This window comes from Streptomyces sp. NPDC090445 (assembly GCF_044769385.1).
In the GTDB taxonomy this organism is placed as follows: Bacteria; Actinomycetota; Actinomycetes; order Streptomycetales; family Streptomycetaceae; genus Streptomyces.
Map to the genome: position 1 here is coordinate 50,665 of NZ_JBIVXV010000005.1, position 26,925 is coordinate 77,589.

General features: G+C 71.0%; 20 protein-coding genes. 12 read left to right on the plus strand and 8 right to left on the minus strand.

The window, feature by feature from the left end; genetic code table 11:
• The first annotated feature begins 75 nt into the window (after positions 1-75).
• Both ACIQUT_RS13485 and ACIQUT_RS13490 read left to right on the plus strand, forming a co-directional pair.
• Positions 76-1,125, plus strand: coding sequence for an LLM class F420-dependent oxidoreductase (locus tag ACIQUT_RS13485; protein ID WP_403562603.1), 1,050 nt, complete (start codon positions 76-78; stop codon positions 1,123-1,125).
• 268 nt (positions 1,126-1,393) lie between these two features.
• Positions 1,394-2,182, plus strand: a complete 789-nt coding sequence (locus tag ACIQUT_RS13490; protein ID WP_403562605.1) for a ferritin-like domain-containing protein — start codon at positions 1,394-1,396, stop codon at positions 2,180-2,182.
• Positions 2,183-2,204: 22 nt separating this feature from the next.
• Here the strand turns inward: ACIQUT_RS13490 and ACIQUT_RS13495 are convergent, their stop codons facing one another.
• Positions 2,205-3,197: a magnesium and cobalt transport protein CorA gene (locus ACIQUT_RS13495; protein WP_403562607.1), complete on the minus strand. Its 993-nt coding sequence runs from the start codon at positions 3,195-3,197 to the stop codon at positions 2,205-2,207.
• An 81-nt stretch (positions 3,198-3,278) separates the two neighbouring features.
• Here ACIQUT_RS13495 and ACIQUT_RS13500 point away from each other — a divergent pair, with 81 nt between their 5' ends.
• The 4 genes from ACIQUT_RS13500 to mshC all read left to right on the plus strand — a co-directional run bounded on the left by ACIQUT_RS13500 (position 3,279) and on the right by mshC (position 6,900).
• A complete protein-coding gene (locus ACIQUT_RS13500) occupies positions 3,279-4,016 on the plus strand; it encodes a histidine phosphatase family protein (protein ID WP_403562609.1) in 738 nt (245 codons plus the stop codon).
• A gap of 120 nt (positions 4,017-4,136) precedes the next feature.
• Positions 4,137-4,727: a DUF3090 domain-containing protein gene (locus tag ACIQUT_RS13505; RefSeq protein WP_403562611.1), complete on the plus strand. Its 591-nt coding sequence runs from the start codon at positions 4,137-4,139 to the stop codon at positions 4,725-4,727.
• Positions 4,691-5,560: an SCO1664 family protein gene (locus tag ACIQUT_RS13510; protein WP_403562613.1), complete on the plus strand. Its 870-nt coding sequence runs from the start codon at positions 4,691-4,693 to the stop codon at positions 5,558-5,560. Before ACIQUT_RS13505 ends, ACIQUT_RS13510 begins: the two co-directional genes overlap by 37 nt.
• Positions 5,561-5,670: 110 nt before the next feature.
• Entirely contained in the window at positions 5,671-6,900 is a 1,230-nt protein-coding gene (gene mshC / locus ACIQUT_RS13515) for a cysteine--1-D-myo-inosityl 2-amino-2-deoxy-alpha-D-glucopyranoside ligase (protein WP_403562615.1), read from the plus strand.
• 324 nt (positions 6,901-7,224) lie between these two features.
• On the opposite strand, the gene ACIQUT_RS13520 is transcribed toward mshC, so the two are convergent.
• Positions 7,225-8,298: a PAC2 family protein gene (locus tag ACIQUT_RS13520; protein ID WP_403562617.1), complete on the minus strand. Its 1,074-nt coding sequence runs from the start codon at positions 8,296-8,298 to the stop codon at positions 7,225-7,227.
• A gap of 296 nt (positions 8,299-8,594) precedes the next feature.
• On the opposite strand from ACIQUT_RS13520, the gene ACIQUT_RS13525 reads away from it, so the two are divergent.
• The gene (locus ACIQUT_RS13525; RefSeq protein ID WP_403562619.1) at positions 8,595-10,157 is read left to right on the plus strand and encodes a zinc ribbon domain-containing protein; all 1,563 of its coding nucleotides are present in this window, start codon (positions 8,595-8,597) and stop codon (positions 10,155-10,157) included.
• Between the two features lie 5 nt (positions 10,158-10,162).
• Here the strand turns inward: ACIQUT_RS13525 and ACIQUT_RS13530 are convergent, their stop codons facing one another.
• The 4 genes from ACIQUT_RS13530 to ACIQUT_RS13545 all read right to left on the minus strand — a co-directional run bounded on the left by ACIQUT_RS13530 (position 10,163) and on the right by ACIQUT_RS13545 (position 15,283).
• Entirely contained in the window at positions 10,163-11,770 is a 1,608-nt protein-coding gene (locus ACIQUT_RS13530) for an FAD-dependent oxidoreductase (protein ID WP_403562621.1), read from the minus strand.
• A gap of 39 nt (positions 11,771-11,809) precedes the next feature.
• Positions 11,810-13,336: a glycerol kinase GlpK gene (gene glpK / locus ACIQUT_RS13535; protein ID WP_403562623.1), complete on the minus strand. Its 1,527-nt coding sequence runs from the start codon at positions 13,334-13,336 to the stop codon at positions 11,810-11,812.
• A gap of 80 nt (positions 13,337-13,416) precedes the next feature.
• Positions 13,417-14,199 carry an MIP/aquaporin family protein gene (locus ACIQUT_RS13540; protein ID WP_403562625.1) on the minus strand — a complete coding sequence of 261 codons (783 nt, stop codon included), beginning with the start codon at positions 14,197-14,199 and terminating at the stop codon, positions 13,417-13,419.
• 316 nt (positions 14,200-14,515) lie between these two features.
• The gene (locus ACIQUT_RS13545; RefSeq protein ID WP_403562627.1) at positions 14,516-15,283 is read right to left on the minus strand and encodes an IclR family transcriptional regulator; all 768 of its coding nucleotides are present in this window, start codon (positions 15,281-15,283) and stop codon (positions 14,516-14,518) included.
• 254 nt (positions 15,284-15,537) lie between these two features.
• On the opposite strand from ACIQUT_RS13545, the gene metH reads away from it, so the two are divergent.
• The 4 genes from metH to ACIQUT_RS13565 all read left to right on the plus strand — a co-directional run bounded on the left by metH (position 15,538) and on the right by ACIQUT_RS13565 (position 23,641).
• Positions 15,538-19,050, plus strand: a complete 3,513-nt coding sequence (gene metH / locus ACIQUT_RS13550; protein WP_403562629.1) for a methionine synthase — start codon at positions 15,538-15,540, stop codon at positions 19,048-19,050.
• Positions 19,051-19,164: 114 nt separating this feature from the next.
• On the plus strand, positions 19,165-19,866 hold the full coding sequence (locus tag ACIQUT_RS13555; RefSeq protein WP_403562631.1) for an HAD family hydrolase: 702 nt from the start codon (positions 19,165-19,167) through the stop codon (positions 19,864-19,866).
• 515 nt (positions 19,867-20,381) lie between these two features.
• Positions 20,382-21,986 carry an ABC transporter substrate-binding protein gene (locus ACIQUT_RS13560; protein WP_403562633.1) on the plus strand — a complete coding sequence of 535 codons (1,605 nt, stop codon included), beginning with the start codon at positions 20,382-20,384 and terminating at the stop codon, positions 21,984-21,986.
• Between the two features lie 74 nt (positions 21,987-22,060).
• Entirely contained in the window at positions 22,061-23,641 is a 1,581-nt protein-coding gene (locus ACIQUT_RS13565; RefSeq protein WP_403562635.1) for an ABC transporter substrate-binding protein, read from the plus strand.
• A gap of 224 nt (positions 23,642-23,865) precedes the next feature.
• Here the strand turns inward: ACIQUT_RS13565 and ACIQUT_RS13570 are convergent, their stop codons facing one another.
• Positions 23,866-24,540: a response regulator gene (locus ACIQUT_RS13570; protein ID WP_403562637.1), complete on the minus strand. Its 675-nt coding sequence runs from the start codon at positions 24,538-24,540 to the stop codon at positions 23,866-23,868.
• A 67-nt stretch (positions 24,541-24,607) separates the two neighbouring features.
• Positions 24,608-25,510: a RecB family exonuclease gene (locus ACIQUT_RS13575; RefSeq protein ID WP_403562639.1), complete on the minus strand. Its 903-nt coding sequence runs from the start codon at positions 25,508-25,510 to the stop codon at positions 24,608-24,610.
• Positions 25,511-25,710: 200 nt separating this feature from the next.
• On the opposite strand from ACIQUT_RS13575, the gene ACIQUT_RS13580 reads away from it, so the two are divergent.
• Entirely contained in the window at positions 25,711-26,910 is a 1,200-nt protein-coding gene (locus ACIQUT_RS13580) for a site-2 protease family protein (protein WP_403562641.1), read from the plus strand.
• Positions 26,911-26,925: the final 15 nt, after the last annotated feature.

A 26,925-nucleotide genomic window follows, 5' to 3' on the forward strand; every position in this document is an offset into this window, starting at 1 on the left:
GCGGCGAAGCCGGGCGCGCTACAGTCCCTGCTCACAACAACGTTACTGATCGGTAAACCGGTAAGGGGACGACATATGCGGCTCGGCATCAATCTCGGCTACTGGGGCGCCGGCATGGACGCGGACAACCTCGCCGTGGCGCAGGAGGCGGACCGCCTCGGCTACGACGTGTGCTGGGCCGCCGAGGCCTACGGCTCCGACGCGCCGACCGTGCTCTCCTGGGTCGCGGCCCAGACCGAGCGCATCGACGTCGGTTCCGCGATCATGCAGATCCCGGCCCGCCAGCCCGCCATGACCGCGATGACCGCGGCCACCCTGGACTCCCTCACCAAGGGGCGGTTCCGGCTCGGCCTCGGCGTCTCCGGCCCCCAGGTCTCCGAGGGCTGGTACGGCGTGAAGTTCGACAAGCCCCTCGCCCGGACCCGCGAGTACGTGGAGATCGTCCGCAAGGCGATGACCCGCGAGCGCCTCTCCTACGAGGGCGAGCACTGGACCCTGCCCCTGCCGGGCGGCCCCGGCAAGCCGATCAAGCTGACCGTGCACCCGGAGCGCGAGCGCATCCCGCTCTACATCGCCGCCATCGGCCCGAAGAACCTGGAGCAGACCGGCGAGATCGCCGACGGCGCCCTGCTGATCTTCCCCGCGGCCGAGCACCTGGAGGCCACCGCCCTCACCCACATCCGGGCGGGCCGCGAGAAGGCCGGGCTCACCATGGACGGCTTCGACGTCTGCCCCACCGTGCCGCTGGCCGTCGGCGACGACGTGACCGCCCTCGCCGACATGTTCCGCCCGTACACCGCCCTGTACGTGGGCGGCATGGGCAGCCGCAAGCAGAACTTCTACAACCAGCTCGCCCAGCGCATGGGCTACGAGAAGGAAGCCGCCGAGATCCAGGACAAGTACCTGGCGGGCGACAAGGCGGGCGCCGCCGCGGCCGTCCCGCACTCCCTGATCGACTCCACCACCCTCCTCGGCTCCGTGGACCGCATCGCGGACGGCATGCGGGCCTACGCCGAGGCCGGGGTCACCACCCTCACCCTCGCCCCGGCCGGGTTCACCCTGGACGAGCGGCTCACGGCCCTGCGCGCCGGCACGGACGCCCTGGAGCGCGCCGGCCTCGCCTGATCCCGCACCGGAAACGGAACGGGCCGGAAACGGAACGGGCCGGACCGTTCCGGCCCGGAACGGAACGGGCCCGGGGGACGCCCGGGCCGGTCGAAGCCTGCGGCCGTGGTGGGGGCTCGGGGGTCTTCCCCGCCACGGCCGACACAGGCAACAACGCGCGCGGTGTCCGCCGGGTTACGCCCCCGGTTCACCCCCGCGGGTCGTTCATTCGGCCGAGTAGTGCGACCTATCGGTTGCCCGGGTCCCGGAACGGCCGTTGACTCGATGCATGCTCTCTGCCCGCAGCCTCTTCCAGGAGATCGTCGACAACGACGACTCCTTCCAGCTCTTCTGCTCCATCGCCGCCAGCGGGGAGACCCAGGGCGGCTGGGAGAACGCCCGGATCGCGGCCCTGGTGCCCGACAGCATGCGCGGCCTCGCCCCCAAGATCACCCGGCACGGCGCCGACGAGGACAAGCACGGCCGCATCTTCCAGGCCCTGCTGCGCAAGCGCGGCCTGCCCGAGGTCCCCGTACCGCCCGAAACCGACTACACGATGCTGCTGGAGCGGCGCGGCATCGGCCTCGCACACGCCAAGCTGCGCGCCGAGGAACAGCTGACGGAGGACGACATCGTCGTCTACCTCGCGCACAGCCGGGTCACCGAACAGCGCGCCGCCGACCAGATGGACATGCTCGTCCGGCACTTCGGCGACCACCCCCTCGTCGGCAGGGCCATCCGCGTGATCAGCCGCGACGAGGACAACCACCTCGCCTACTGCCACGAGGAACTGCTGCGCCTCGCCCGCGACGGACACGGCAGGACCATCCAGCGGGTGCTGCGCGAGAGCGCCCTCGCCGAGATCGCCATCTACCGGGACGTGAGCCTCGCCGTCATGGCGCACATGGGCCGGCTGCTGCACTGGCCCGCCCCCAAGTCGGCCGCGCTCGCCGCCGGGATCCGCGGGACGTACGCGTACGAGCGGTTCGCCGGCTGGCACCGCATGATCAGCCTCCGCCTGCCGGAACGGCGCAACGCCCTCGGCGGCGCACCCACCCCCGCACCCGAGTTCGCGTAGCCCGGCCTCCCGCGCCGCGGCCCTACAGCCAGCCCCGGTTCTTGAACAGCCGGTGCAGGCCCAGGCAGGCCGCCGCCATCACCGCGAGCACCGCCGGATAGCCCCACGCGTGCCGCAGCTCCGGCATCCGGTCGAAGTTCATCCCGTAGACCCCCGCGACCATGGTCGGGACGGCCGCCATCGCCGCCCACGCGGAGATCCTGCGCATGTCGTCGTTCTGCCGGACCCCGACCTGCGCCAAGTGCGCGGCCAGCGCGTCCGACAGCAGCCGGTCCAGGCCCTCCACGTGCTCGTTCGCCTTCGCCAGGTGGTCGGCGACATCGCGGAAGAAGGGCTGCGCCGGCCCGTGCACGAACGGCACGCTCCCGAACGCGAGCCGGTCCATCGGCTGCAGCAGCGGGCCCGCCGCCCGCCGGAACTCCAGCACCTGCCGCTTGAAACCGTAGATCCGGGCCGCGGTGTGCCGCGTGTCCCGGCCGGCCGGCGCAAAGACCTCGGCCTCCAGCTCCTCCAGGTCCGCCTGGAGCTCGTCGGCCACCTCCATGTAGTGGTCCACCACCGCGTCCGACACCGCGTACAGCACCGCCGTCGGGCCGTGCCGCAGGACCTCGGGCTCCTGCTCCAGCCGGCGCCGTACGGCGGCCAGCGCCGCCCCCTCGCCGTGCCGGACGGTGACCACGAACGAGTCGCCGATGAACACCATCAGCTCGCCCGCGGTCACCGTGTCCGCGGCGTCGTCGTACAGCACCGGCTTGAGGACCACGAACAGCGAGTCGTCGTACACCTCCAGCTTCGGCCGCTGGTGCGCGGTCAGCGCATCCTCCACGGCCAGCCGGTGCAGCCCGAACTCACGGCTGACGTGCTCGAATTCCTCTTCCGTCGGCTCGTGCATGCCGATCCAGACGAAGGCGTCCCCCGCCGCCCGGGCCATGTCGAGGGCGTCCGAGAAGTCCTCGGGGGCAGCGGAGCGGCGGCCGTTCCGGTACAGCGCGCAGTCGACAATCACGCCGGGCATTGTGCCCCGGACGCGCCGGGCGCGCACCCGGGCGCCGCCGCCCCGTCCTGTTCCCGCACGCCAGGGCCTACCCTTGGCGCCATGGCCACGCTGATCCTCGTACGACACGGGCGGTCCACCGCCAACACCGCAGGGCTGCTCGCCGGATGGACGCCCGGCGTGGCCCTCGACGAGCGCGGTGCGGAGCAGGCCGCGGCACTCCCCGAACGGCTGGCCGCAGTGCCCATCGCCGCCGCCGTCACGAGCCCGCTCCAGCGCTGCCGGGAGACCCTCGCACCACTGCTCGCCGCACGCCCCGGGCTGCCGCTGCACACCGACGAGCGGATCGGCGAATGCCACTACGGCGACTGGTCGAACCGCAAACTCTCCGAACTCGCCGAACAGCCCCTCATGAAGATCGTCCAACACCATCCGTCCGCCGCCGCCTTCCCCGGAGGGGAATCGCTGCGCGCGATGCAGGCGCGTGCCGTGGACGCCGTACGGGAGTGGAACACCCGCATCGAGGAGGAGCACGGCAGCGACGCCGTCTTCCTCATGTGCTCCCACGGGGACATCATCAAAGCCCTGGTGGCGGACGCCCTCGGCATGCACCTGGACCTCTTCCAGCGCCTCCACGTCGACCCCTGCTCGGTCACCGCCGTCCGCTACACCCCTACCCGGCCCTTCCTGCTCCGGCTCGGCGACACCGGCGACTTCGGCTCGCTCGCCCCGCGCCCCGCCCGCGTACCCGACGCGGCCGCGGCCGACACCGAGACCTTCGAGGCGGCCACCGAGGACCACGGGAACGCGGTCGTGGGCGGCGGCGCGGGAGCGGCGTGATCGAACGGCGCAGTAGGGTGGACGGGCCAACACATGGGTGCCACCGCGCCCCTGCCCCTGCGCCCGCCCCTGCTTCCCCCAGACTCCGTCCCGGGGGACCCCCAGACTTGGAGACTGGACGTGCCCCGTCAGGTGTTCCTCTATGACCCGCCGGACCGCTTCGTGGCCGGCACGGTCGGTCTGCCGGGACGCCGTACGTTCTTCCTGCAGGCCACCGCCGGCCACCGCGTCACCAGCGTCTCCCTGGAGAAGACCCAGGTCGCGGCGCTCGCCGAGCGGATGGACGAACTGCTGGACGAGGTCGTACGGCGCACCGGCGGCAACGCCCCCGTGCCCGCCGTGGCCCCCGCCGAGGCCGCCGACACCGCCCCCCTGGACGTCCCCGTCGAGGAGGAGTTCCGCGTCGGGACCATGGCCCTCGCCTGGGACGGCGAACACCAGCGGATGATCGTCGAGGCCCAGGCACTGGTGGAACTGGAGGCCGACTCCGAGGAGGACCTCGCCGAAGCGGAGGAGCGGCTCCTCCAGGACGAGGAGAACGGCCCGCCGATGCTGCGGGTCCGCCTCACCGGCGCCCAGGCCCGGGCCTTCGCCAAGCGGGCCCTGGACGTCGTCAACGCCGGCCGGCCGCCGTGCCCGCTGTGCAGCCTCCCGCTGGACCCGGAGGGACACGTATGCCCGCGGCAGAACGGCTACCGGCGCCAGGTGTGAACACCACGGGGGAGCGGGAGGAACTGCTCGCCAAGGGCGAGCTGACGGTCGTCGGCCGGATCTCCGGAGCGTCCAACGCCGTACTGCTGTGCACGGTCGCGTACGGGGGCGCGAGCGCCGACTGCGTGTACAAGCCGGTCAAGGGCGAGCGCCCGCTGTGGGACTTCCCCGACGGCAACCTCGCCCGCCGGGAGGTCGCCGCCTACCTGGTCTCCGAGGCCACCGGCTGGGGCCTGGTCCCGCCGACGGTGCTGCGCGACGGCCCGTACGGCGAGGGCATGGTCCAGCAGTGGATCCACTCCGACGAGACCACGGACGCGGCCGCGGCCGCGGACGGAGCCTCCGGGGCCGACGGGCTGCTCGCCCTCGTCGAAGGCGGGGAGGCGGGGGACGGCTGGAAACCGGTCGCCTTCGCCGACATCGGCGAGGGCCGCACCGCACTCCTCGTCCACGCCGACGACGCGCGGCTGCGCCGCCTCGCCGTCCTCGACGCCGTGATCAACAACGGCGACCGCAAGGGCGGCCACCTGCTGGCCGCACCCGACGGCCGCCTCTACGGCATCGACCACGGCGTGACCTTCCACGTCGAGGACAAGCTGCGCACCCTCCTGTGGGGCTGGGCCGGCGAACCGCTGACCGACGAGGCGCGCTCCGTGCTGGCCGGCCTGGAGCGGCAGCTCGCCGCCGGGGCGCCGCTCGCCACCCGGCTGGCCGCACTGATCACCCCTGCCGAGCTGGCCGCCGTACGGGCCCGCGTGGACCGTCTGCGACACACCGGAGTGCACCCCCAGCCCTCCGGGCAATGGCCGTCCATCCCCTGGCCCCCCGTCTGAACAGGCCGGACGCGGCACGCACAGAACGAGTAGGACCGCAAGAGTGCCTATTCGGCCAACAGTGCTGGTCCGGTTCGTTGACGGAACAGGCGTCCGGTTAGGCTCGACACATGCATGCCTGGCCCGCTTCTGAGGTCCCCGCCCTTCCCGGCAAGGGCCGCGACCTCCAGATCCACGACACCGCGACCCAGGGGAAGATCACCCTCGACCCCGGGCCCGTCGCCCGCATCTACGTCTGCGGCATCACGCCCTACGACGCGACCCACATCGGTCACGCGGCGACCTACAACGCGTTCGACCTCGTTCAGCGCGTGTGGCTCGACACCAAGCGGCAGGTTCACTACGTGCAGAACGTCACGGACGTCGACGACCCCCTCCTGGAGCGGGCCCTGCGCGACGGCCACGACTGGACCGAGCTCGCGGAGCGCGAGACGGCCCTCTTCCGCGAGGACATGACCGCCCTGCGGATGCTGCCCCCGCGGCACTACATCGGCGCCGTCGAGGCCATACCGGGCATCGTGCCGCTGGTGGAGCGGCTGCGCGACGCGGGCGCCGCGTACGAGCTGGACGGCGACATCTACTTCTCCGTGGAGTCCGACACCCACTTCGGCGGCGTGTCGAACCTCGACGCGCAGGCCATGCGCCTGCTGTCCGCGGAACGCGGCGGGGACCCGGACCGCCCGGGCAAGAAGAACCCGCTCGACCCGATGCTGTGGATGGCCGCCCGCGACGGCGAGCCCAGCTGGGACGGCGCCTCCCTCGGCCGGGGCCGCCCCGGCTGGCACATCGAGTGCGTCGCCATCGCCCTGGAGCACCTGGGCATGGGCTTCGACATCCAGGGCGGCGGATCCGACCTGGCCTTCCCGCACCACGAGATGGGCGCCTCGCACGCGCAGGTCCTCACGGGCGAGTTCCCGATGGCCAAGGCGTACGTCCACGCGGGCATGGTCGCCCTGCACGGCGAGAAGATGTCCAAGTCCAAGGGCAACCTCGTCTTCGTCTCCGCCCTGCGGCGGGGCGGCGTTGACCCGGCGGCCATCCGCCTCGCGCTGCTCGCCCACCACTACCGGGCGGACTGGGAGTGGACCGACGACGTCCTCGCGGAGGCGGAAGCCCGGCTGGCGCGCTGGCGCGCGGCCGTGTCCCGGCCGGACGGCATCCCCGCCGACGCGCTCGTCGAGGAGGTCCGCGAAGCCCTCGCCGACGACCTGGACGCTCCTTCGGCCCTGGCGGCCGTCGACCGCTGGGCCGACGCCCAGAACGCCACCGACGGCACCGACACCGCCGCCCCGGGGCTCGTCACCCGCACGGTGGACGCCCTCCTGGGCGTAGCCCTGTAATCCCCGCAACGGCGCCGCTCCGGCCCCCCGCGCCTCAAACGCCGGCGGGGCTGGAATGCGCCAACGTCGGCGAGGCTGGAATGCACGTCGGCGGGCTGGGATGTGGGCCGCGTCGGGGGAATTCCAGCCCGCGCGGCGTTTGAGCGCACCGGGTGCGGAGCGCCCGGAACGGGGTCCGGGGGCGGAGCCCACAGTTTCGGGAAGGGGCGGGGTGGGGAACGGCTCCGCGCAGCGGCACTCCCCACCCCGCCCCGGCTTCGAAGCACCTGGCGGCAGACCCGGAACTCGGCCCGGGGCGGCATCGGCAGGGCCCGCCCCGCGGGGTTACGGCTGCGGCGGCTCCGGCGCGCCCGGGGCGGCGTCATCCCCCGGCTCCTGCCCGGCCGCGGGCCCCGGCTCCGGATTCAGCTCCGGGTCCGAGTCCGAGTTCGGGTCCGGATCCACGGCTCGGCGCGGCGGGCGGGTCCGCCCGGACGAGGTGTCCCGCAGGTACGACCCGTCTCCGCTGCCACCGGCCGCGGCGGCCCCCGGCCCGGGGCCCGGCCCCGGCTCGGCCCCCGGATCCCGCCTCCGCAGGTACCGCTCGAACTCCCGGGCAATGGCGTCCCCGGACGCCTCCGGCAGGTCCGCGGTGTCCCGCGCCTCCTCCAGCGTCTGGACGTACTCCGCGACTTCGCTGTCCTCCGCGGCGAGTTGGTCGACGCCCAACTGCCAGGCCCGCGCGTCCTCGGGCAGTTCGCCGAGCGGGATCCGCAGGTCGAGGAGGTCCTCCAGCCGGTTCAGGAGGGCGAGGGTCGCCTTCGGGTTCGGCGGCTGGGAGACGTAGTGGGGGACGGCCGCCCACAGGGACACGGCGGGGACCCCGGCGTGGGTGCAGGCCTCCTGCAGGATGCCGACGATGCCGGTGGGGCCCTCGTACTTGGTCTCCTCCAGGTGCATGGTCCGCGCCAGGTCGGGGTCGGAGGTCACCCCGCTGACGGGTACCGGACGGGTGTGCGGGGTGTCGCCGAGGAGTGCGCCGAGGATGACGACCATCTCGACGCCCAGTTCGTGGGCGAAGCCGAGGAGTTCGTTGCAGAACGACCGCCACCGCATCGACGGTTCGATGCCCCGTACGAGGACGAGGTCGCGCGGGCTGGCGCCGCCGATCCGCACCACGGACAGCCGCGTCGTCGGCCAGGTGATCTTCCGGACCCCGTTGTCCAGCCACACCGTCGGCCGGTTGACCTGGAAGTCGTAGTAGTCCTCGGCGTCGAGCGCGGCGAAGACCTCTCCCTTCCACTCCCGGTCCAGGTGCGCGACCGCACCGGAGGCCGCGTCACCCGCGTCGTTCCAGCCTTCGAACGCGGCCACCATGACCGGGTCGATCAGCTCGGGCACGCCCTCAAGCTCGATCACCCAGGTCTCCTTCCCAAGTTCCTTGTGTACGTGGGCCAGCCTAAGCCTTGCGGGGGCGGCGGCCACAGCCCACGACAGAGGGGCGGTTCCCCTCGGAACCGCCCCTCTTCCCCACCTTGCCGGAGGCTCACGTGTTTCCTTCGGGATCCGTAGTGATGTGTCATTCGTCGGTGTCATGCCGTGCGTCGGGGGCGGGTGCGGGTGTCGTTCATGAGTTCGCGGATCGGATGCGTGACCCTTTCGTGGCGGTGTCGTTGGTTGGATGACAGCACCACGGGCGGGAGGGAGGGGTGGCGGTGGGTCGGAAGCTGCCGCTGGGCGAGGGCGAGACGGCCCGGACCGCCTGCGTCCGCGTCCTTGTCCGGTCGGGCGTGGACGAGAAGACCGGCGAGGTTCTCGCCCCGGCCACGCTGACGGAACGTGTCGGCTGGCGCGCCGACCTGTTGGCCGGCGTCCTGGCCGCCTGGCCTGCCGACCCGAGGAAGCGCACCCCGCAGGAGTGGGACACCGTGCGGGCCGCGATACCGGGCGGGCAGTACCTGCCGTCCGGTGTGATCCGTTCCCGCACCCGCCAGATCGCCTCCTTCGAGCGCAAGTACGACCGTCGCCCGGCCGGCGTGTTCGAGCTGGAGCCCACACCGCGTGTGGCCCGCATGCTGCTCCTTGCCGCGTGCGACGGGCAGCAGGCCACCATCGAACGATCCGGCGACGGGCAGCGGGCCCTGCTTCGGTTGCAGCTCCCCACCCGGCCCGACCCGCAGGGATACCGTGACTGGAGCTGGGTCGCCTGCCCCGTCACGCTGCCCCCGACCGTCCCGGTGAACGCGGTACTGCACCTGCCCACCCTGTGCCCCGCGGGCGGGACGGTACGCGCCGACCTCGCCTACACCCACCCCGTGCCCAGGACCCGGCGCACCGGCCACACGGTCGCGCTCGGCGTGGACTGGGGCCTGAACACCCTTCTCAGCGCGGGTGCGGCCCGGCTGCACGACGACGGACAGATCACCGCACTCGGTGCAGGCGCCCGGTTCCGGGCCGCTGGTGTGCTGGCCAAGCAGTACCGGCTGCGTCGTATCTCGGAGCGCCTGCACACCAAGACCGATCACTACGCCCGGCTCGACGACGGCGCCCTGGACGACCAGCACGAGGTGCTGGTCGAGGAGATCCGGCGCGTCTCGGAGCGTCGCTCGAATCTCAACGACGCCGTCGCCCGGACTGCTGCCCGCCGGGCCGTGGACCAAGCTGTCGCCGCCGGTGCGACCGTGATCTATCCGGAAGACCTGCGGTCGATGGAAGCCGGGGGCATGGGCCGCACCCACAACACCCGCCTTTCCCAGGCCGTGCGCGGGCGGATCGCCGACCGCATGCGCCACCTCGCCGCCGAGGCGGGCATCGCCGTGGTCACGGTGCCCCCGCGCAACACCTCCAGGCACTGCCCCATGTGCTTCACGCCGCTGCGGCATCGCAAGGCCCCCGACCGGCCCACCGTGTCCGGCTGGAAGTGGGCCGTCTGCCCCAGCCCCGGGTGCGGCTGGCAGGGCGACCGTGACCAGGGTGCCTGGCGCCGTATCGCCGCACGCGGACTCGCCCACCAGGCCAAGACAGTGGTGGACCGGGCCGGCGGGCAGATGGTGATCCGCGCCGTGATCGGCACGATGGAGGCCAAGGCCGTCATTACGGCCGTCCCGAAGACCAGCCGGGCGGACCGGTCGAAGACCGGCCCCACCCGGCCGCGCACCAGCCGCCCCGCGCCCAGGCGACGCGGGGTTCCCTCCCGGCCCGGCCTTCGGGCCGTGCCGGCCAGTGTCCGGAGCCCACACCGAACCCAACGGTTCGCATGGGATCGCTTAACTGATTAGAGACGCTATGCCTTGCGGCCCAGCATCTCCTCGACGCGGCCGCGGACCGCGTCGTCGTCGAGACCGCGGATGGTCACCGTGGTGCGGCGGCGGAGCACGTCGTCGACGGTCTCGGCCCACTCGAAGTCGCGGGCGTAGGCGACCTGCGCCCAGATCTCCGGGCCGTCCGGGTGGATCCGTTCGGCGAGCGCCGGGTCCTCGTTCGCCAGGCGGGCGATGTCGAAGGCGAGCGAGCCGTAGTGGGAGGCCAGGTGGCGGGCGGTCAGCGGGTCCATGCGCGCGCCGGGCTCGTGGTCCACGAGGAGGCGGTGGGCGACGGCGTTCGGGTTGGCGACACCGGGCAGCGGGACCCGGCGGACCAGCGACTTCACCGGCTCCATGTCGTCGGTGAGCGGTCGGCCGGGGAGCTTGGCCAGCTTGTCCATGACCACCCGGCCGATGTGGCGGTAGGTGGTCCACTTGCCGCCGGCCACGGAGAGCATGCCGGCGGCACCCTCGGTGACGACCGTCTCGCGCTTGGCCTTCTCGACGCCGCCGGGCCCGCCGGGCAGCACGCGCAGGCCGGCGAAGGCGTACGTCATGAGGGAGCGGTCGAGGTCGGCGTCCTTCACGGAGAAGGCGGCCTCGTCCAGGATCTGCTGGATGTCCTTCTCGGTGGCGCGCACGTCCGCCGGGTCGCCCTCGTACACCTCGTCGGTGGTGCCCAGCAGCAGCTGGTCCTCCCACGGCAGGGCGAAGGTGATGCGGTACTTGTCGATCGGGGTGGCCATGGCGGCCTTCCACGGCGACTTGCGCTTCATGACGATGTGCGCGCCCTTGGACAGGCGGATCGACGGCAGCGCGTGCTTGTCCTCCATGCGCCGCAGGTGGTCCACCCACGGGCCGGTGGCGTTGAGCACGACGCGGGCGTCGACGCCGAACTCGGTGCCGTCGAGGCGGTCCTTGAGCTCGGCGCCGGAGACCCGGCCGCGCGTCGTGCGCAGGCCGGTGACCTCGGCGTGGTTGAGGACGACCGCGCCGGACTCGACGGCCGCGCGGACCGTCATGACGGCGACGCGGGAGTCGTTCATCTGGTGGTCGTAGTAGACCGCGACGGCCTTGAGGTTGTCGGTCTTCAGGCCGGGGTTGTCGGCGACGGCACGGGCCGGGGATATGACCTTGCCCATGCCGTCGCCGAAGGCCGAGAGGGCGGAGTAGGCGAAGACGCCCGCGCCCAGCTTGGCCGCACCCACCGGACCGCCCTTGTAGACCGGCAGGTAGAAGGTGAGCGGGTTCACCAGGTGCGGGGCCACGTCCTTGGCCAGCACCCGCCGCTCGTGGTGGTTCTCGGCCACCAGCTTGACCGCGCCGGTCTGCAGGTAGCGCAGGCCGCCGTGGACGAGCTTGGAGGAGGCGGAGGAGGTGGCGCCGGCGAAGTCGCCGGCGTCCACCATGGCCACCCGCAGGCCCGACTGCGCGGCGTGCCAGGCCACCGAGGTGCCCAGGATTCCGCCGCCGATGACCAGCAGGTCGTACGTGGCCTTCGACAGCTGCTCGCGGGTCTCGGCGCGGCTGGCGTTCCAGCCGGCGGTCGGGTGCGTTCCCAGGGCGGGGACGCTCTGCAGGGTGCTCATGATCTCTTCAGCTCCTCATCGGTTCGTCGGCTGGTGCGGTCAGCCGGCGTTTTCCTCGTCGATCCAGCCCATGGACCGCTCGACGGCCTTGAGCCAGTTCTTGTACTCGCGGTCCCGCTGGTCGGCGGGCATCCGCGGGGTCCACTCGGCCGCGCGGCGCCAGTTGGCGCGCAGGGCGTCGGTGTCGGGCCAGAAGCCGACGGCCAGGCCGGCGGCGTAGGCGGCGCCGAGGCAGGTGGTCTCGGCGACCATCGGACGGACCACGGGGGCGTCCAGGAAGTCCGAGAGCGTCTGCATCAGCAGGTTGTTGGAGGTCATGCCGCCGTCGACCTTGAGGGCCGTCAGCTCGACGCCGGAGTCCTTGGTCATGGCGTCGGTGATCTCGCGGGTCTGCCAGGCGGTGGCCTCCAGGACGGCACGGGCGATGTGCGCCTTGGTGACGTACCGGGTGAGGCCGGCGATCACACCGCGGGCGTCGGAGCGCCAGTACGGGGCGAACAGGCCGGAGAAGGCGGGCACGAAGTAGGCGCCGCCGTTGTCCTCGACGGAGGAGGCCAGGGTCTCGATCTCGGCTGCGGACTTGATCAGGCCCATCTGGTCGCGCATCCACTGGACGAGCGAGCCGGTGACGGCGATGGAGCCCTCCAGGGCGTAGACCGGCTTCTGGTCGCCGATCTGGTAGCCGACCGTGGTCAGCAGGCCGCTGTAGGAGTTGATGACCTTGTCGCCGGTGTTCATCAGCATGAACGTTCCGGTGCCGTAGGTGGACTTGGCCTCGCCCTCGGCGAAGCAGGTCTGGCCGAACAGGGCGGCCTGCTGGTCGCCGAGCGCGGAGGCGACCGGGACGCCGGCGAGGACGCCGTCCTTGACGTGGCCGTAGACCTCGGCGGAGGACTTGATCTCGGGGAGGACCTTCAGCGGGACGTCCATGGACTCCGCGATGCGCTCGTCCCAGGCGAGCGTGTGCAGGTTCATGAGCATGGTGCGGGAGGCGTTGGTGACGTCGGTGACGTGCACGCCGCCCTCGGTGCCGCCGGTCAGGTTCCAGATGACCCAGGAGTCCATGGTGCCGAAGAGGATGTCGCCGGCCTCGGCGCGCTCCCGCAGGCCCTCGACGTTGTCGAGCAGCCAGCGGACCTTCGGGCCCGCGAAGTACGAGGCGAGCGGCAGGCCCGTCTCGCGGCGGAAGCGGTCCTGGCCGACGTTGCGGCCGAGCTCCTTGCACAGGGCGTCGGTGCGGGTGTCCTGCCAGACCAGCGCGTTGTGTACCGGCTCGCCGGTGTTCCTGTCCCACAGGACGGTGGTCTCGCGCTGGTTGGTGATGCCGATCGCCTTGACGTCGGCGGCCGTGATCTCGGCCTTGGCGATGGCGCCGGCGACGACCTCCTGGACGTTGGTCCAGATCTCCTTGGCGTCGTGCTCGACCCAGCCCGGCTTCGGGAAGATCTGCTCGTGCTCCTTCTGGTCGACGGCGACGATGCGGCCGTCGCGGTCGAAGACGATGCAGCGGGAGGAGGTGGTGCCCTGGTCGATGGCGGCGATGAACGGGCCGGTGCTGCTGGTCATGTTGGCTGCTCCTGGCAGGTCTGTGAAGAGTGCGGAATCAGGTGGGCGGTGCGGATCTTACGAGCGCGGGGCCGTGCTGATCAGGCGAACGCGACGTTGTACAGGCCGCCGGCGATGACGGCGCCGATGAGCGGGCCGACCACCGGGATCCAGGAGTAACCCCAGTCGCTGCCGCCCTTGTTGGGCAGCGGCAGCAGGGCGTGGACGATGCGCGGACCGAGGTCGCGGACCGGGTTGATGGCGTAGCCGGTCGGACCGCCGAGGGAGAGGCCGATGCCGACGACGACGAAGGAGGTGATGAGGACGCCGATGACGCCGAGGCCCTTGCCGTTGTCCTGCAGGCCCTGGGTGAGGATCGCCAGGACCAGGACGGCCGTGCCGATGATCTCGGTGGTCAGGTTCTGGACCACGTTGCGGATCTCGGGGCCGGTGGAGAAGATCCCGAGGACGGGGCCGGCCACGTCGTGCGGGTGGGGGTCCTCCGGGCCGAGCTTGGCGTCACGGATGTGTTCCGGGTCCGCCAGGTGGGCGGCGAACTGGCCGTAGTAGGTGACCCACATGAGGACGGCGCCGATCATGGCGCCGAGGAGCTGGCCGGCGAAGTAGACGGGAGTGTCGCTCCAGTCGCCGTTCTTGACTGCGAGGCCGACGGTGACCGCCGGGTTGAGGTGTGCACCGGAGAGCGGGGCGGAGACGTAGGCGGCGATCAGTACGGCGAAACCCCAGCCGAACGTGATCGAGAGCCAGCCTGCGTTGCGGGCCTTGGAGCTCTTGAGGGTCACGGCGGCGCAGACACCACCGCCGAGCAGGGTGAGCAGGGCGGTACCGATGGTCTCGCCGAGGAAGATGTCGGAGCTGGACACCCGCGACTCCTTTGTCTTACGTCCAGGGGTGCGCGGCGGCGGGGTCCCGGCCCGCGTCCGCGCACTCGGTGAGTGGTTCACCGGTCCTTGGCCTTGCCACACCCTAGCGCGTATTGCCGGTAGGTGTTCGACAATGCCGACCGATGAACGGCAGTTTTTCGCCCAGGTGAAGAACGCGTCAAGGGTTGGCCAGGCCAATGTGTCGGATCGTTACCACGCAGTGCGATCGAACGAAACAAGCCATGCGATGGCCGGAATATGGCAACAAGGCAGCAGAAAACGGCCACGGAGTGGCCGGGAACATGCTGGCAGAGGTCTAGAACCGGCCCGCGCCGAGGTCGCGGGAAACAGCCCGCGCACAGTCGCGCACCGAGGCCACCAGCGCCGCGCGCGGCTCCCCGGACTCCCCGCAGACGCGCTCCACCGCACCGGCCACCGCCACCGCGCCCACCGGCATCCGGCGGCGGTCGTGGATGGGCGCGGCCACCGAGGCGATGCCCTCCCAGGTCTCCTCGACGTCCGCGGCCCAGCCGCGCGCCCGGGTCAGGTCCAGCACTTCCTCGAAGCCCGCGCCGTCCGTGACCGTGCGCGGCGTGAACGCCTCGCGCTCGGCCTCCAGGGCCTCCGTGTGGGCGACCGGGTCGTACGCCGACAGGACCTTGCCCAGCGCCGTGGAGTGCAGCGGCTGCATGGCCCCCACCTCCAGCACTTGACGGCTGTCGTCCGGGCGGAAGACGTGGTGCATGATCAGCACCCCGCTCTGGTGCAGCACGCCCACGTACACGCTCTCGCCGCTCGCACGGGCCAGGTCGTCGGTCCACACCAGTGCCCTGGCGCGCAGCTCGTGCACGTCCAGGTAGCTGTTGCCCAGGCGCAGCAGCTCCGCGCCCAGCTGGTAGCGGCCGGAGGCCTGGTCCTGCTCGACGAAGCCCTCGGCCTGCAGGGTCCGCAGGATCCCGTGCGCCGTGCCCTTGGCCAGCCCCAGGGAGCTCGCGATGTCCGAGAGGCCGAGGCGGCGCTCACCGCCGGCAAGGAGCCGCAGCATCGCAGCGGCTCGTTCGAGCGACTGGATGTTCCGTGCCATGGTGCGCAGCCTCCTGCTGACGTAGTTCGACAATGCTGAACACTATCGGCCCATGTCGACCTTGCGCATGGTTGGCCATATGTTCAAGCCGAAGCCGCCCGGGGCACACCCGGCCGACCCCCTCGGGCACAGGATGCAGTCCGCCACGTGGGACACCCTCACCGGGGTTGCGAACGCGCGGTTACTCTGAGCGCGTGCACCCTTGACACAGCAAGGGTGCAAAGCCGACAGCCGTCGCATCCCAGGGAGCTCTCATGGCCTCGTTGCCGCACCTGCCCGCCGACACCCAGACCCGGGCCGACGCCCTCCGGGAGGCGCTCGCGACCCGCGTGGTCGTCGCCGACGGAGCCATGGGAACGATGCTCCAGGCGCAGGACCCCACTCTCGAGGACTTCCAGCAGCTCGAAGGATGCAACGAGGTCCTCAACGTCACCCGCCCCGACATCGTCCGCACCGTGCACGAGGCCTACTTCGCGGCTGGCGTGGACTGCGTCGAGACCAACACCTTCGGCGCGAACTTCAGCGCACTGGGCGAGTACGACATCCCCGAACGCAACTTCGAGCTGTCCGAGGCCGGCGCCCGCATCGCCCGCGAGACCGCCGACGCCTTCACCGCCTCCACCGGGCAGCAGCGCTGGGTCCTCGGCTCCATGGGCCCCGGCACCAAGCTCCCCACCCTCGGCCACATCCCGTACACCACCATCCGCGACGCCTACCAGGTCAACGCGGAAGGCCTGCTCTCCGGCGGCGCGGACGCCCTCCTCGTGGAGACCACCCAGGACCTGCTCCAGACCAAGGCCTCCGTCATCGGCGCCCGCCGCGCCATGGACGCCCTCGGCCTGTCCGTCCCGCTGATCTGCTCGGTCACCGTGGAGACCACCGGCACGATGCTGCTGGGATCCGAGATCGGCGCGGCACTCACCTCGCTGGAGCCCCTCGGCATCGACATGATCGGCCTGAACTGCGCCACCGGCCCCGCCGAGATGAGCGAGCACCTGCGCTACCTGGCCCGCAACGCCCGCATCCCGCTGTCGTGCATGCCGAACGCCGGCCTGCCCGTGCTGACCAAGGACGGCGCCCACTACCCGCTGAGCGCCTCCGAGCTGGCCGACGCCCAGGAGACCTTCGTCCGCGAGTACGGGCTGTCGCTCGTCGGCGGCTGCTGCGGCACCACGCCGGAGCACCTGCGCCAGGTCGTCGAGCGGGTCCGCGGCCTCGCCCCCGTCGCCCGCGAGCCCCGCCCGGAGCCCGGCGCGTCCTCCCTGTACCAGACGGTGCCCTTCCGGCAGGACACCTCGTACATGGCGATCGGCGAGCGGACGAACGCCAACGGGTCGAAGAAGTTCCGCGAGGCGATGCTGGAGGCCCGCTGGGACGACTGCGTGGAGATGGCCCGCGACCAGATCCGCGAGGGCGCGCACATGCTCGACCTGTGCGTGGACTACGTCGGCCGGGACGGCGTCGCCGACATGGAGGAGCTGGCCGGCCGGTTCGCCACCGCCTCCACGCTGCCGATCGTCCTGGACTCGACCGAGGTGGACGTCATCCAGGCCGGCCTGGAGAAGCTGGGCGGCCGCGCGGTCATCAACTCCGTCAACTACGAGGACGGCGACGGGCCCGAATCGCGGTTCGCGAAGGTCACCCGGCTGGCCCGGGAGCACGGCGCGGCGCTGATCGCCCTGACCATCGACGAGGAGGGCCAGGCCCGCACCGTCGAGCACAAGGTCGCCGTCGCCGAGCGCCTGATCACCGATCTGACGGACAACTGGGGCATCAACGAGTCCGACATCCTCATCGACACCCTCACCTTCACCATCTGCACCGGACAGGAGGAGTCCCGCGGGGACGGCATCGCGACGATCGAGGCGATCCGCGAGCTGAAGAGGCGGCACCCCGCCGTGCAGACCACGCTCGGCCTGTCGAACATCTCCTTCGGCCTCAACCCGGCCGCCCGCGTCCTGCTGAACTCCGTCTTCCTGGACGAATGCGTCAAGGCGGGCCTCGACTCCGCGATCGTGCACGCGTCGAAGATCCTGCCGATCGCCCGGTTCGACGAGGAGCAGGTCTCCACCGCCCTCGACCTGGTCTACGACCGCCGCAGCGAGGGCTACGACCCCCTCCAGAAGCTGATGGCCCTCTTCGAGGGCGTCAACACGAAGTCCCTCAAGGCCGGCCGCGCCGAGGAGCTCCTCGCGCTGCCCCTGGAGGAGCGCCTCCAGCGCCGGATCATCGACGGGGAGAAGAACGGCCTGGAGCAGGACCTCGACGAGGCCCTGCAGACCCGCCCCGCCCTGGACATCGTCAACGACACCCTCCTGGAGGGCATGAAGGTCGTCGGCGAGCTGTTCGGCTCCGGCCAGATGCAGCTGCCCTTCGTGCTCCAGTCGGCCGAGGTGATGAAGACCGCCGTCGCCCACCTGGAGCCGCACATGGAGAAGTCGGACGCCGAGGGCAAGGGCACCATCGTCCTCGCCACCGTCCGCGGCGACGTCCACGACATCGGCAAGAACCTCGTCGACATCATCCTGTCGAACAACGGCTACAACGTGGTCAACATCGGCATCAAGCAGCCCGTCTCCGCGATCGTCGAGGCCGCCCAGGAACACAAGGCCGACGTCATCGGCATGTCCGGTCTCCTCGTGAAGTCGACCGTGATCATGAAGGAGAACCTGGAAGAGCTCAACCAGCGCAGGCTCGCCGCCCAGTACCCCGTCATCCTCGGCGGCGCCGCCCTCACCCGCGCCTACGTCGAACAGGACCTCCACGAGATCTACGACGGCGAGGTCCGCTACGCCCGCGACGCCTTCGAGGGCCTGCGCCTCATGGACGCCCTCATCGCCGTCAAGCGCGGCGTCCCCGGCGCCACCCTGCCCGAGCTCAAGCAGCGCCGCGTCGCGAAGAGGGACACCCCCCTCCTCCGGGTGGAGGAGGCCGAGGAGCCCGGCGGCCGCTCCGACGTCGCCGTCGACAACCCGGTACCCGCCCCGCCGTTCTGGGGCACCCGGGTCGTCAAGGGCATCCCGCTCAAGGACTACGCCTCCTGGCTCGACGAGGGCGCCCTGTTCAAGGGCCAGTGGGGGCTCAAGCAGGCCCGCGCCGGCGGCCCGACCTACGAGGAGCTCGTCGAGACCGAGGGCCGGCCGCGCCTGCGCGGCCTGCTGGAGAAGCTCCACACCGAGAACCTGCTGGAGGCGGCCGTCGTCCACGGCTACTTCCCCTGCGTCTCCAAGGGCGACGACCTGATCATCCTCGACGAGCAGGGCAACGAGCGGACCCGCTTCACCTTCCCCCGCCAGCGCCGCGGCCGCCGCCTGTGCCTCGCCGACTTCTTCCGCCCGGAGGAGTCCGGCGAAACCGACGTCGTCGGCCTCCAGGTCGTCACCGTCGGCTCGAAGATCGGCGAAGCCACCGCCAGGCTGTTCGAGTCGGACTCCTACCGCGAGTACCTGGAGCTGCACGGCCTGTCCGTCCAGCTCGCCGAGGCCCTCGCCGAGTACTGGCACGCCCGGGTCCGGGCCGAGCTCGGCTTCGGCGGCGAGGACCCGTCCGACGTCGAGGACATGTTCGCGCTCAAGTACCGCGGCGCCCGCTTCTCCCTCGGCTACGGCGCCTGCCCCGACCTGGAGGACCGCGCCAAGATCGCCGACCTGCTCCGGCCCGAGCGGATCGGCGTCCACCTCTCCGAGGAGTTCCAGCTCCACCCGGAGCAGTCCACCGACGCGATCGTCATCCACCACCCCGAAGCGAAGTATTTCAACGCACGCTGAGGCAGATCGACGTACACTGGTCGGTCCCACACAGGCCGGTCGCCTGTTCCCCCGGGGGTACAGCCCCGCGGGAAGAGGTGACCGGCCTTCTCGTCCCCTCCGAGAGGCGCGCGCATGACCAGTACCGTTCCCGTCTCCATCGCCCGCCCGGCCGACGGCTCGGCCCTGCAGGCGGTGCTCCTCGACATGGACGGGACGCTGGTCGACACCGAGGGCTTCTGGTGGGACGCCGAAGTGGACGTCTTCGCCGAACTCGGCCACCGCCTGGAGGAATCCTGGCGGGACATCGTCGTCGGCGGGCCGATGAGCCGCAGCCTCGGCTTCCTCATCGAGGCCACCGGCGTCACCATCGACCTCGCCGAACTGAGCGTGCTGCTCAACGAGCGCTTCGAGGCCCGCATCGCCGACCGGGTGCCGCTCATGCCGGGCGCCGAGCGGCTGCTGACCGAGCTCGCCCGGCACAACGTGCCCACGGCCCTCGTCTCCGCCTCCCACCGCCGGGTCATCGACCGGATCCTGCACTCCCTGGGGGCCGACCGCTTCGCCATGACCGTGGCCGGCGACGAGGTGCCCCGCACCAAGCCGCACCCCGACCCCTACCTGCTGGCCGCCCGCACCCTCGGCGCCCACCCCGCCCGCTGCGCCGTCATCGAGGACACCGCCACCGGCGTGGCGGCCGCCGAAGCCGCCGGCTGCCGCGTCGTCGCCATCCCCTCGGTCGGCCTCATCACCCCCGCCCCCGGGCGCACCGTCGTCCGCTCCCTGGAGGACGTGGACCTCCCCTTCCTGCGGGCCCTCATCACCCCGGTGAACTGATCCCCGCAGCCGCCCGTCATCCAGGCTCCCCCCTGACCGCGCACGCTCCGTTCAGAGCGGTCCGGACCCGCCACCACCGGCCCACGGAAGGATCTTCCGTTCCATGGCCGGGCGGCCGGAATCCCATCCTTTCCCTGGCCCCCGGACCGGGTGACCTTCGTCACCCGAAACGCCCCCGACCGACCTGTCCCAGGGCTCGGCAAGGTTCCCTTGTGTCCGGATTGGTGAGTTCCTGCCCCCATCTGGGACGCCCCCGGCACTGACAGGCAGTCCGCTCCCATCACCGTGCGATTACACCCCAAGTCCTGCCAGTTCAAGCCATCCCTTCATAGGCCACTAATGTCGACGCGGGCACTCCGCCGCACCGCAGCAGTCCAGGACGCATACCCCTGTGTCGGACTGTGTGGACCGATCGTCACAAAACCGGCCCGATCGTTCCGCCCCGAACGGGCGACCATCGCGCAGTGCCCGTTACGCCGCTTTGAACAAGTGCCGGTCAAGGGAGTACTTCCAGCATGAACCGCAAGACCCTGGTGCTGACGGCCGCGGCCGGACTGCTCACCCCCGCGCTCGCCGCCTGCGGCAGCTCGACGGGCGGAGGAGCAGGAACCGGAGCGATCGTCGTCGGCACCACCGACCGGTACGAGGCGGCGGACTACGCCCCCGCACCGTTCGACCCGGCGTACGCCTACGACGCCGGCGCCTGGAACGTCCTGCGGCAGACCGTCCAGACCCTGATGCACACCCCCCGCGGCGGCGGCCAGCCCGTCCCCGAAGCAGCCTCCGACTGCCGCTTCACCGACACCGGCAACGAGAGCTACCGCTGCACCCTGCGGCCCGGCCTGAAGTTCGCCGACGGCGAGCCGCTCACCGCCAAGGACGTCAAGTTCTCCATCGACCGCGTCCGCGCCATCAACGCCGAGAACGGCCCCTCCTCGCTGCTCTCCACCATCGACACCGTCGAGGCCAAGAGCGCCGACACCGTCGTCTTCCACCTGAACACCCCGGACGCGACCTTCCCGTACAAGCTCGCCACGCCCGCCGCCGGCATCGTCAGCGAGAAGACCTACGACGCCAAGAAGCTCCGCGGCGGCTTCGCCGTCGACGGCTCCGGCCCCTACACGATGAAGGCCGAGGTCAAGGGCGACCACCTCGTCCGCGCCGTGTTCACCAAGAACCCGCACTACAAGGGCGACCTGAAGCTGCAGAACGACAAGGTCGAACTGCGCACCTTCACCGACTCCGCAGCCATGGGCAAGGCCCTCACCGACGGCCGCATCCACATGGTCTCGCGCACCCTGTCGCCCGCCCAGATCGCCGAGTTCTCCACCAACGCCCCCAAGGGCGTCAAGCTGACCCAGATGCCCGGCCTGGAGATCCGCTACATCGGCTTCAACACCGATGCCCCGGCCGTCAAGGACAAGGCCGTACGCCAGGCCCTCGCGGCCGCCGTCGACCGCAACGCCATCATCTCCAAGGTGTACGGCAAGTCCGCCCAGCCGCTGTACTCGCTGGTCCCCGCCTCCGTCGCCGGCCACGTCAACTCCTTCCGCAACAAGTACGGCGAGGCCAACACCGCCAAGGCAGCCGCCCTCCTCAAGGACGCCGGCATCAAGACCCCGGTCAAGCTGACGCTGAACTACACCAAGGACCACTACGGCGACGGCACGGCAGCCGAGTTCGAGACCCTGAAGAACCAGCTGAACTCCACCCAGCTGTTCGACATCACCGTCCAGGGCTCCGACTGGACCGAGTTCCGCCCCGCGCAGAAGAAGGGCGACTACGCCGCCTACGGGCTCGGCTGGTTCCCCGACTACGCGGACCCCGACAACTTCCTCGCTCCCTTCCTGGAGCAGGACAACTTCCTGGGCACGCCGTACGCCAACAGTACGGTGCGCACCAAGCTCATCCCCGAGTCCCGCAAGGCCGCCGACCGCAACGTGGCCGGCCCCGCGATCTCGGAGATGCAGGACATCGTCGCCGAGGACGTGCCCGTCCTGCCCCTGTGGCAGGGCAAGCAGTACGTCGCCGCACGCGACGGGATCACCGGAGTGGAGTGGTCGGTCAACGCCATCTCCGACCTCCAGCTGTGGGAACTCGGCCGCGGTGTCAGCGGCTGAGACGAGCAGCAACCGGCAGCGGGTGTCGCAGGCCGGCGCAACGATTCAGCAATACTGTGAAGGACGTTCGTGCGATGAGACGTAACCAGTGGTTGGCAGCCCCGCTCGGCGCAGCCACCGCCGCCGCGCTGCTCAGCGGTTGCGGTTCGACCGATGGCCCCGCCGCCGAGGGCGGCAAGGGCGTGGTCATGGGCATATCCGACAAGGTGAAGTCCACCGACCCCGCCTCGGGTTACGACCCGGGCTCCTGGCTGCTCTTCAACAACGTCTTCCAGTCGCTGCTGAGCTTCCCCAAGGGCGGTACCACGCCGGAGCCCGACGCCGCCCAGGCCTGCAACTTCGAGGGCGGCGACAGCAAGGTGTACAAGTGCACCCTGCGCGCCGGCCTGAAGTTCAGCAACGGCCACGCGCTCACCTCGAAGGACGTCAAGTTCTCCTTCGAGCGCACGCTGAAGATCAACGACGCGAACGGCCCCGCCGTCATGCTGTCGTCGATCGTCGGCATCGACACCCCCGACGACAAGACCGTCGTCTTCCGCCTCAAGAACTCCGACGCGACCTTCCCCAGCAAGATCGCCTCCGGTGCGGGCTCCATCGTCGACAGCAGCGAGTACCCGGCCGACAAGCTCCGCACCGACAACAAGGCCATCGGCTCCGGCGTCTACAAGCTGGACTCCATGAACGAGAAGAGCGCCAACTTCTCGGTCAACGAGTCCTACACCGGCAAGGCCAAGCCGAAGAACACCGGCGTCACGCTGAAGTTCTTCAACCACGACCAGGCCGCCCTGAAGAAGACGCTGGAGAGCGGCGACGTCGACTTCGCCTTCCGCGGCCTCGCCGCCAAGGACATCGCCAGCCTGTCCTCCACCAAGACCGGCAACAACAACGTCGAGGTCGTCCAGGGCACCGGCGCCGAGGTCCAGCACCTCGTCTTCAACATGAAGGACGAGGTCGTCGGAAAGCTCCCCGTCCGCAAGGCCATCGCCTACCTCGTCGACCGCGAGGCGCTCGTCAAGGACGTCTACGAGGGCACCGCCACCTCGCTGTACTCGGTCATCCCGGCCGGCATCGGCTCCCACACCACCGCCTTCTTCGACCGCTACGGCGGCGCACCGCAGCCGAAGAAGGCCGAGGCCGTCCTCCGCGCCGCCGGCATCAAGGACAAGGTGAAGATCACCCTGTACTCGACGCCCGCCCGCTACGGTCCGGCGACGGACCAGGAGATGAACCTCATCGCCAAGCAGCTCAACGACAGCGGCCTCTTCGACGCCGAGGTCAAGTCCGTCGAGTACGAGCAGTACGAGAAGGACATCGACGCCGGCAAGTACGGCGTGTACGTCCGCGGCTGGGTCCCCGACTACCCGGACGCCGACAACTTCACGCAGCCGTTCTTCGGACCGGACAACGTCCTGCGCAACAACTACGACAACAAGGAGATCACCGGGGCGATCATCCCGGCGACCGCCTCCAAGGCCGACCGCACCGCGGCCACGCCCGACTACACCCGCCTCCAGGACATCGTCGCCGACGAGATCCCGCTCCTGCCCCTGTGGCAGAGCAAGCAGTACGCGGTGACCCGCCAGAACGTCACCGGCCTGCAGTGGTCGCTGGACGCCTCCACCGTCTTCCGCTTCTGGGAGATCGCCAAGGGCTGACCGCCCCGCGGACACGAACCGGCCCGTGCCACCTCCCACCGGAGGCGGCACGGGCCGGTTCCGTCTCCCGGGCAGGCCACGGGCCGGGTTCCGCCTCCCGCGCCGCCACGGGCCGCCACGCGGGCCGCTGCCGGCCGTCACGCGGGCCGCTGCCGGCCGTCACGCGGGCCGCTGCCGACCGCCACACGGGCCGCTGCCGGCCCGGCACACCACGGGCCCGCCGACTACTGCGCAGCGCCCGGCCGGACCAAGCCGCTCTCGTACGCGTACACCGCCGCCTGCACCCGGTCCCGCAGCCCCAGCTTCGTCAGCACATGCCCCACATGCGTCTTCACCGTGGTCTCGCTCACGAACAGGTCCGCCGCGATCTCCGCGTTCGACAACCCCCGCGCCACCAGCTTCAACACCTCGACCTCACGCTCCGTCAGCGTCCCCAGCGTGTCCGGAACCCGCTCCTCACCCGACGGCAGGTGACCCGCGTACTTGTCCAGCAGCCGCCGCGTGATGCTCGGCGCCAGCATCGCCTCACCACCCGCCACCACCCGGATCGCCTGCACCAGCTCATGCGCCGGCGCATCCTTCAACAGGAACCCGCTCGCCCCCGCACGCAACGCCTGCACCACGTACTCGTCCAGATCGAACGTCGTCAGCACCAGCACCTTCGCCGGACCGTCCCGGCCCGGCCCGGTGATCTGCCGCGTCGCCTCCACCCCGTCCATCCGCGGCATCCGGATGTCCATCAGCACCACGTCCGGCTGCAGCGCCCGCACCTGCTCCAGCGCCTGCACACCGTCCCCGGCCTCACCGACCACCGCCAGATCCTGTTCGGCCTCCAGAATCATCCGGAAACCGGTGCGCAGCAACGGCTGGTCATCGACCAGGAGGACGCGGATCGCCACGGGTGACACCTCGAATTCGGTAAGGCCGCTTCGGCGGGACGCCACCCATTCTGCCCTGATCGGATGATCAGGATTCCGCCGGACGCGCCTCCCCGCCCCCCGGCCTCGGCACGACCGCCAGCGGATACACCGGGGGAGTGCCCCCGAACTCCGGACACACCGCCCGGTGATCACACCAGCCGCACAGCTTCGTCGGCCGCGGCCGCCAGTCACCCGTCGCCGTCGCCTCCTTGATCGCCTCCCACAGCGCCAGCAGCTTCCGCTCCACCCGCTCCAGGTCCGCCATCACCGGGTCGTACGTCAGCACATCCCCACTGCCCAGATACACCAGCTGCAGCCGCCGCGGCACCACCCGCTTCAACCGCCACACCACCAGCGCATAGAACTTCATCTGGAACAGCGCACCCTCGGCATACTCCGGCCGCGGCGCCTTCCCCGTCTTGTAGTCGACGATCCGCACCTCACCCGACGCCGCCACGTCCACCCGGTCGATGATCCCGCGCAACCGCAGCCCCGACTCCAGCTCCGCCTCCACGAAGAACTCCCGCTCCACCGGCTCCAGCCGCGTCGGGTCCTCCAACGTGAACCACCGCTCCACCAGCGCCTCGGCCTCCGACAGCCAGCCCGCCAGCCCCGCCCCCTCATCCCCCGCCGGGAACAGCTCCGACAGCTCCGGCCTCGCCTCCAACAGCCGCTCCCACTGCCCCGGCACCAGCGCCTTCGCCCGCAGCGCCGTCCGCTCCTGCGCCGGATGATCGAACAACCGCTCCAGCACCGCATGCACCAGCGTCCCCCGCGTCGCCGCCGCACTCGGCTTCTCCGGCAGCCGGTCGATCACCCGGAACCGGTACAGCAGCGGACACTGCATGAAATCGCCCGCCCGCGAAGGCGACAGCGAAACGGGCACCGCCACACCCGGTGCCGCATCGGCATCCGAGGCGCCGGAAAAGGAACCGGAACTCGTCGTCATGCACAAAACCCTACGACCCGCCACGGACAGCCACGCGCATACCATCGACGCCGGGCCCCCTCGCACTGCATGATCGGAGCATCACACCGCGCAACCGACCAGCCACGCCGGCACCCGCCGACACCCGCCGAGCGGCCCGTGAACCACACTGGGAACACCACCGGCACCCCCCGCCGGACAGCACCGAACGAAGGACAGCAGTGGCAGACACCGACGAGACCGGCGAACGCCAGGGCAAGCGCCCCGGACCGGGCGGCGGACTCCTCATGGGCCGCCCCTTCGGCGTACCCGTCTACGTCTCGCCCAGCTGGTTCCTCGTCGCCGCCCTCATCACCTGGGTCTTCGGCGACCAGCTCGACCGCGTCCTGCCCGACCTCGGACCCGCCCGCTACCTCGTCTCCCTCTTCTTCGCCGTCGCCTTCTACGCCTCCGTCCTCGTCCACGAACTCGCCCACACCGTCGCAGCCCTCCGCTTCCGCCTCCCCGTACGCCGCATCCAGCTCCAGTTCTTCGGCGGCGTCTCCGAGATCGAGAAGGAAACCGAAACCCCCGGCCGCGAATTCGTCCTCGCCTTCGTCGGCCCCCTCCTCTCCCTCCTCCTCGCCGGCGCCTTCTACCTCGGCATGAAAGCCGTCGACCCCGGCACCGTCCCCGGCGTCCTCCTCGCCGGCCTCATGATCTCCAACCTCCTCGTCGCCGCCTTCAACCTCCTGCCCGGCCTCCCCCTCGACGGCGGCCGCATGCTCCGCGCCGTCATCTGGGGCATCACCGGCAAACCCATGACCGGCACCATCGCCGCCGCCTGGGTCGGCCGCGGCCTCGCCATCGCCGTCCTCCTCGGCCTCCCCCTGATCACCCACACCGGACTCCTCGGCACCCCCGGCGACGAAATCGGCGGCATGAGCACCGTCATGGACGCCCTCCTCGCCGCCATCCTCGCCGCCATCATCTGGACCGGCGCCGGCAACAGCCTCCGCATGGCCCGCCTGCGCGAACACCTCCCCGAACTCCGCGCGCGCACCCTCACCCGCCGCGCCGTCCCCGTCGAGAACACCACCCCCCTCTCCGAAGCCCTGCGCCGCGCCAACGCCTACGGCGCCCGCGCCATCGTCATCGTCGACGGCCACGGCGAACCCACCGCCATCGTCCGCGAAAGCGCCATCGCCTCCGTCCCCGAACACCGCCGCCCCTGGGTCGCCGTCAGCACCCTCGCCCAAGACCTCACCGACGGCATGAAGGTTTCCGCCGACCTCACCGGCGAAGAACTCCTCGACCACCTCCGCACCACCCCCGCCACCGAATACCTCGTCCTCGACACCGGCGGCCACGTCTACGGCGTCCTCTCCGCCCTCGACGTCGAAAAAGCCTTCGTGAAAGCCATGGCACGGCCCCGCCCCTGAAACCAATACACTGGT